This window comes from Mesorhizobium sp. M7A.F.Ca.CA.004.04.2.1 (genome assembly GCF_004022825.1).
In the GTDB taxonomy this organism is placed as follows: Bacteria; Pseudomonadota; Alphaproteobacteria; order Rhizobiales; family Rhizobiaceae; genus Mesorhizobium.
In genome coordinates this window covers 1-7239 of record NZ_RZPH01000199.1, presented here as the reverse complement: position 1 = coordinate 7239, position 7239 = coordinate 1, and the positions used below count along the sequence as shown (strand labels likewise).

General features: G+C 59.3%; 2 protein-coding genes and 2 pseudogenes. All 4 read left to right on the top strand.

Annotation, left to right across the window (positions count from 1 at the left end; translation table 11 throughout):
- Positions 1-418: 418 nt before the first annotated feature.
- Positions 419-852 (top strand): annotated as a pseudogene (locus EN893_RS11740) (helix-turn-helix domain-containing protein); the annotation flags it as partial.
- Positions 853-1471: 619 nt separating this feature from the next.
- Positions 1472-2131: a response regulator transcription factor gene (locus EN893_RS11735; protein WP_127267036.1), complete on the top strand. Its 660-nt coding sequence runs from the start codon at positions 1472-1474 to the stop codon at positions 2129-2131.
- Complete coding sequence (locus tag EN893_RS11730) at positions 2128-3456, top strand: HAMP domain-containing sensor histidine kinase (RefSeq protein WP_127267035.1); 1329 nt, start codon at positions 2128-2130, stop codon at positions 3454-3456. Before EN893_RS11735 ends, EN893_RS11730 begins: the two co-directional genes overlap by 4 nt.
- A gap of 1950 nt (positions 3457-5406) precedes the next feature.
- Positions 5407-6711, top strand: a pseudogene (locus tag EN893_RS11725) (pitrilysin family protein); the annotation flags it as partial.
- Between the last annotated feature and the right edge of the window lie 528 nt (positions 6712-7239).

Genomic DNA, 7239 nt, shown 5'->3' with positions numbered 1-7239 from the left:
GCCGACGACTATTTGGTCAAGCCGTTCGATCTGGGGGAACTCTCAGCGCGTATCCATGCAGTGGCACGTCGCCATGGGCATTCTCCGGAGCCGCAATTTTCGGTTGGGACGCTTTCCATACAGGCAGCCGAGCGACGCCTCTTCCGCGACGGGCAGGAGGTCTACCTGACTTGACGCGGATGGGCGGTGCTCGACTACCGTCTGCCCCAGCCCTGCACGGTCGTTTCAAAAGGGAAGATCGTGGACGCGCTTTTCGGCAGACGGCGCTGATTCATACTCTAAAAGAAAATTCGGCTTCCAGTTGCCTTGGCCATGACTGCCCTTCCCGAGAGATGGGTGACAGTTCATTCCGGATAGATGGGTTACACTTTCGGCCCTTTGCAAGGAGAGCAAGGTGCCTTGGAAGGAGTGCAACGTCATGGAAGAGCGGCTGAAGTTCGTCGCCCGGCTGCTGGACGCGAGAAGATGGCGGTGCTTTGCCGGGAGTTCGATATCTCGCGCAAGACCGGCTACAAGATCCTCACGCGCTACAACGACAGCGGCCTGGAGGGGCTGACGGACCGATCGCGGCGGCCCTATCGCCACGCCAATCAGCTTCCGTTTCAAATCGAGAAGCTGATTGTGCGCCTCAAGCAAGACAAGCCGACATGGGGTGCGCCGAAGATACGCGAGCGGCTGGCCCGGCTGTATCCGGATGTGCACCGGCCCGCGATCTCGACCGTGCATGCCGTGCTCGACCGCCACGGCATGGTCGAGCGCCGCAAGCGCAGGCGCAACAGGGCGACGGGGACACCACTTTCAAACGGCTGTCGCCCTAACGATCTTTGGTGTGCCGACTACAAGGGCGAGTTCGGCAGAGAACACGGCCGGGACAGGGGATCACAAACACTTGACCGTTCCAGACCCTGGCAGTGGCGCATCGATTGACCGTTGGCTCTGTTCGTGGGCACCGAAAATAGGGCCTTCTTGGTCCTCGGCAGAGAATATGGCCCGGACGGGGGATAACAAACACTTGACCGTTCCAGACTCTGGCAGTGGCGCATCGATTGACCGTCGACTCTGTTCGCGAGCGCCGAAAATACGGACGACCCCTATGGTCAAAGTGCACTTCTGACCTGCTAGGCACTGTTCGATAACTGGAGGCACCCGCTACGGTGCCCTCGTATTTAAGACACCTGTCAGTTTCAAGCCTGGACATTGACGCGTGGCGCGGCTGCCATTCGTTGACCGCCACGTCGAATTGCCCGCCAACCAGTGTACAGCCGCCGGTGGTCACATTGAGCAAAAGTGCCGAGATCAGGAGGGGTTTCATAAGGCCTCTTCGTTTGGCTTTGTTAACGACCCCTTTCTTGCAATTGTAGCTGACAGCAGCCTGAAAGCCCCCAGATATTCGCTGGCGCCGGTTCAGCCTACTGTCAGCTTCGATCAATAAGGCAGGAGCCTTGCCCTCATACCGGAGCTCGGCAGCCTGATGCGAATACTGCTCATTGAAGACGACGACGACCTTAGAAGTGCTGTGCACGATCATTTGGTGGCTGGTGGCCACGCGGTCGACTGGGCCAAGAACCTGTCCGAAGCGCGCGGTCATGCAGCTGTGGCCGGCTACGACCTTATTTTGCTCGACGTTCACCTGCCGGACGGCAATGGCATCGACTATCTGCGGGAGCTGATCAAGGGGCTTAATACAACGCCGGTCATCATTCTGACAGCCCGCGATCGGATTTCGCATCGCATCGAGGGGCTCAACGCTGGCGCCGACGACTATTTGGTCAAGCCGTTCGATCTGGGGGAACTCTCGGCACGCATCCGTGCAGTGGCACGTCGCCAAGGGCATTTTCCGGAGCCGCAATTTTCGGTTGGGACGCTTTCCATACAGGCAGCCGAGCGACGCCTCTTCCGCGACGGGCAGGAGGTCCACCTGTCTGGACGCGAATGGGCGGTGCTCGACTGCCTTCTACGCCGGCCCGGTTCGGTCGTTTCAAAGGGGAGGATCGAGCACGCGCTTTATTCATTCAATTCGGAGTTCGAGAGCAACACAGTGGAGGTTTATGTCAGCCGGCTCCGTAAGAAGATCGGCGGGGATAGAATAGCAACCGTGCGTGGCTCCGGATACAGGCTCGTGGTCACATGACGAACTCGAACAGCATGACGAGAAAGCTGATATCGTGGTTAGGCGGGGCAACGCTCCTGGTTTGGATCGCCGCCCCAACCATTGCTGCGTTCATTTTTTGCAATAATGTAAACGAAAGTTCGGATGACTTGCTCCAGGCGAGCGCAGAGTACAGAAAACCAGAGCTGATCAAGGTCTTGAATGGAAAACACGTTGATCAATACAATAACCACTTGCCAACTTATGAAAAGTACTGGACCTATCGTGAGCAGGTTATTAATAAGTACGGGGTAGTGCTTATTTCTGAACCGGAAGAGGGTCAGCAGCCCTTCCCTGATGCTCCCCTGAGTAACGGCTTTTGGCGAAACGCTGATTACCGCGTCTACACAGAGGAGATCCAAGACGGCGTGTATCATCGGTTGGCCGAACCGCTTGATGGCCGCCGTACCACAATCGCGAAGGGCGCACTTTTTGTCTTCCTTCCGACACTCGTGCTCCTGCCCTTTAGCTTAGCTGTTTGGTGGATCGTGATCCGGCGCTCGCTGCGGCCAATCGAGGTACTGCGACAGCAGATCGGATCGCGCGACGGCGGCAATCTGTCACCAATGGACTTGGGCGATTTCCCGGCAGAGTTGGCTCCAATCGCGGCATCCGTCAATCGGCTTCTCGATCGTCTGCGGGCGGCTCTCGAGGCCGAACGCGAGTTCGCCGCAAACAGTGCGCATGAACTGCGCACGCCGATCGCAGGTTCAATCGCTCAGATGCAGAGATTAGTGGCCGAGCTTCCCAATGGGTCGGCCAAAATGCGTGCGCGCGGCATCGAGCAAGCGCTGTCGAGCCTTGGCCGCCTTGTCGAAAAAGTGCTTCAGCTCGCTCAAGCCGAATCGGGGGTTGGCATGGCGGATCACGCGATCGATCTTGTCCGATCGGTTCGGCTGGAAATCGACGACCTGAGGAAAAAGCCGCAATATGCCGGACGCCTGCATCTTAACGTCGACGGCTGCACCACTTTGATGCGCAAAGTGGATGTCGATGCGTTTGGGATCCTCCTTCGTAACCTGATCGAGAATGCGCTGATACATGGACTGCCCACTGTTCCGACAACAGTTTCCGTCCAAACTGATGGAACCATCGCTATTGCAAACGCCGGACCGGTGGTGCCCCTCCCCGACCTCGAAGGGCTTACAAAGCGATTTAGTCGTGGTGCTACTCCTGCTGCGGGCTCAGGCCTTGGTCTACATATCGCTAACATGGTTATCCAGCGGATCGGTGGCAGTCTAGAGCTTGCGTCGCCCGCCCGCGGTCGCAATGATGGTTTCGAGGCGATCATACGAATTCCTCAATGACACCGGTGAATTCGACGACAGTTGGACACAGGGCGGATTGCTGGCAAGGCTGCTGACAGGGCGAACTGTACGGCAGTATGTATACGGCGTAGAAATCGTACTTCACACAACGCATTTCGGCCGCGGCAATCAATGCCGCTATCATCGTCTGAGCAGTTCGATCGAAGCGACACGACATGATCGGCAAAATCGAAGGCTCCGCCTCACCGCTCGCTCGATTTCGCCCGGGGAGAAAAAAGGCCATCCGAGAAAGTGCAAGCCGCCGCGCAAAGGCGACGTGTCCAATTGTCTGGGTGCCCCTGTGCGCCGGCCCGATCGGGTTGGCGCAGGTCCAGTAAGGACCCGGACCAACCATTCCATTTAGACGACCGGCAGGTTTTAATCGGCGTCCGGATCGCCGTCCCAAAATGCCCCAAGTATACGGCTAGAAAGGCTGCCAACGATCGAGCTTTGGTCGGAGGCGTGCTTGTCAGCGTCTTGGGTGCTTGACCGGCCTTTGCAATGGCCATCGCCATCGCAAGTATCGTGCGTGGCCAGTGAGACCGCAATTTCATCAGCCTGGAGCCGACCGTATCGGTGCTTTTTTATGATTTAGGGATTTTTCGTTTTCCTCTTGGATCATCACGGGTTTGGAGAGGATCTGGTGTTAAGTGCCATTCGGAGCGCCGGCGAACCGCCCGAAATTAATGTGGTCGAGTGATGAAGCCTCCCGAATGCGTTAAACGAGACCCTTTATGGCGGCCCTGGCTGACAACAGTCTGAAAGCTGCAAGCGGCATGCGAAAATGGGGCGATCCTGAATGACGACAGATGCTATCAACATGAAAGAGGCTCGCCCTGAAAGCTGAGCACGCTTTATGCTCAGGCTGCTGACAAGGCCAAAGCAGCGTAAGTGCGTAGTGAAATCCAAGGTCCACATGGGTCGTCGCGCGTCCCATGCGCCTGGGAAGGCGCCGGCCCGGCCAAGCTTTCCCAGCTCGTCCGCATGATGCTTCGCTGAGCGTCAATGGACGTTGGCGCGAGACCAAGGCGTCGTGCGTTGCAATCCGGACGGTCCAGGGTATCAGGAGTTTCACGGCCTCGGCCCGCTTGGCTGGCCACAGTTGAAGCTCCAACGTACCGGCTGGCACCGGGAAATTGGGCTCTGCGCTGCCTCAACGCTGATGGCACGGTCAATGCTTGCCTACCGATGGGGCCGCCCATGCCGTGATGCTGTCGGTCGACGTTCGCAAACCAGACCCTCGCGAGACCCAGCGAAGGGGCTCGCCGGTTCGACGAGGGACCTTACCTCTTTATGCGCGGCATCATTATCGAGGATGACATGTTGCCTTACACGTCGTCCCTCGCGCTCGGGTCTTTGTGGGGCGGATGAAGTCCTGATCGCGGTGGCACTGCTGCATGTTTGCGTAAGACCCATCCAGTCACGATCGCGCTGTCCTTCGATGTCGCGGTGCTGATAGGCGGGCAGATCGGTGTGCGCGGCGCCCGCCAAAGGATCGTCGTCACGCCGGAGGAGGCGAGCGTCATAGCCGGCGCGCCGGCGAAAGGCGCTTTCTGTCGGATGCCCGACAATGTCGGATATCGCAAGTATCAAGGTTGGATCAAACCTTGCGAATCGGGGCTTTCTTACTTGGCACGGGGCATGCTCAGGTATCCGCAAACACCCAATGGATAACGAGCAGACTTCCCATGGCCTCACCATGCCGAAAGTTTCCCGGACGCATCCAAAGATGAGGCTCGCGTCAGGCCCAGCAACACGCTGACGGCTCATGTGGCTCGGCGTCGCGTGCCGATCCACTTTCTCCCAATAGGCGTTCGGGAGACATAGATCCTTCAAAATGAGGAACAGATCACTTTGCCAGGAACGCAGCCCATAACCCCACTCTCCCTACCAGAACTACCAAGCAAGCCCCGCACTCATGGGCTTCGCAGGACGTCCGTTGCGTCCGAGTTGGTCGGCGCGGGGCCGGCTCCGATCCCCGTCGCATGGGAGGACGGCAAGGCGAGGGATTTCGTGCTCGACAACGGCATGGAGGTGGTCGTCATTCCCAACCACCGGGCGCCGATCGTCACCCACATGGTGTGGTACAAGATCGGCAGCGCCGACGAGCCGCCGGGCAAATCCGGCATCGCCCATTTCTTCGAGCATCTGATGTTCAAGGCGACGACCAACCATGCGGGCGGCGAATTCGACCGCGCAGTGTTCGAGATCGGCGGCTCCAACAACGCCTTCACCTCCTCCGACTACACCGCCTTCTATCAGACAGTGGCGCCGTCGGCGCTCGAGCTGATGATGAGCTTCGAGGCCGACCGAATGCGAAACCTCATCCTGACCGACGATGTCGTCAAGACCGAGCGCGATGTGGTCATCGAGGAGCGCCGCTCAAGCACCGACACCAACCCGCAGGACGTTCTCCATGAGGAGATCGACGCGACGCTGTGGCAGAACCACCCCTATCGCATCCCGATCATCGGCTGGATGCAGGAGATCGAGCAGCTGAACCGCGTCGACGCCACCGTCTTCTATGAAAAGTACTACTGGCCCAACAACTCCGTGCTAATCGTGGCCGGCGATGTCGAACCGGACACGGTGCGGGCGCTGGCCGAAAAGACCTATGGCAAGGTGGCGCGCGGACCTGACCTGCCGCCGCGCATCCGGCCGGTTGAGCCCGAGCAGAACACCAGGCGCACCGTCACGCTCTCAGACGCCCGCGTCAGCGTGCCCAGTTTTTCGACGCAGTGGGTGGTGCCGTCCTACCACACCGCCAAGCCGGGCGAGGCCGAAGCGCTCGACCTGCTGGCCGAAATTCTCGGCGGCGGTAACCGCGGCCGGCTCTACCAGGCGCTCGCTGTCCAGCAAGGTTTCGCTTCCAGCGCCCGCGTCTATTTCCAGGGCACTATGCTCGACGACACCAAGTTCGCCATCTATGGCGCACCGCGCGGCGATGCCAAGCTGGCTGATCTCGAAGCGGCGGCCGCTGCCGAAGTTGCCCGCATTGCCGAGGATGGTGTCAGCAACGAGGAACTAGGCAAGGCCAAGGACCACTATTTGCTCAATATGATCTTTGCGGAAGACAACCTGGACTGGCTCGCCAGCATCTACGGCTCGACGCTGGCCACCGGCGGTACCGTGAAGGATGTCGAGGAACGGCCGAATCGCATCCGCAAGGTTACCCCCGAGCAAATCAAAGCAGTTGCCGCCCGCTATCTCGCGTTCGACCGTTCGACCACGGGCTATCTCTTGCCCAAGACGGAGAATCAAGAGATGACGCTCGGCGCTCGGCCCCATGCTGCGATGAACATCCAGGAGGTGAAGTCCGAAAAGGGCATCATCGCCTGGCTGGTGGAGGACCACACAGTGGAAATCGTCAACATCGGCTTTGCCTTCAAGGGCGGCACCAAGCAGGACCCGGTCGGGAAGGAGGGGATGGCCAAACTGATGGCCGGCCTGTTCATCGAAGGCGCTGGCCATTACGACAGCGGTGCCTTCCAGGTGAAGCTCGACCATGCCGGCGCCGAAATGAGTTTGGACGCGCAAAGCGACGACATCTACGGATCGATGTGCATGCTTTCCAAAAAGCAGGACGCGGCGTTCGGCCTGCTTCGGCTCGCGCTGAACGCGCCGCGCTTCGAGCAGGGGCCGATCGATCGCGTCCGCGCCGAGATTGTCTCCCGCATCGTCGGCAGCGAGCGAGACCCTAACGCCATCGCTCAGCGCAAATGGCTGCGCGCGATCTATGGCGCGCATCCTTGTTCAAGGCCGGGAGAAGGCACAAAAGAGAGC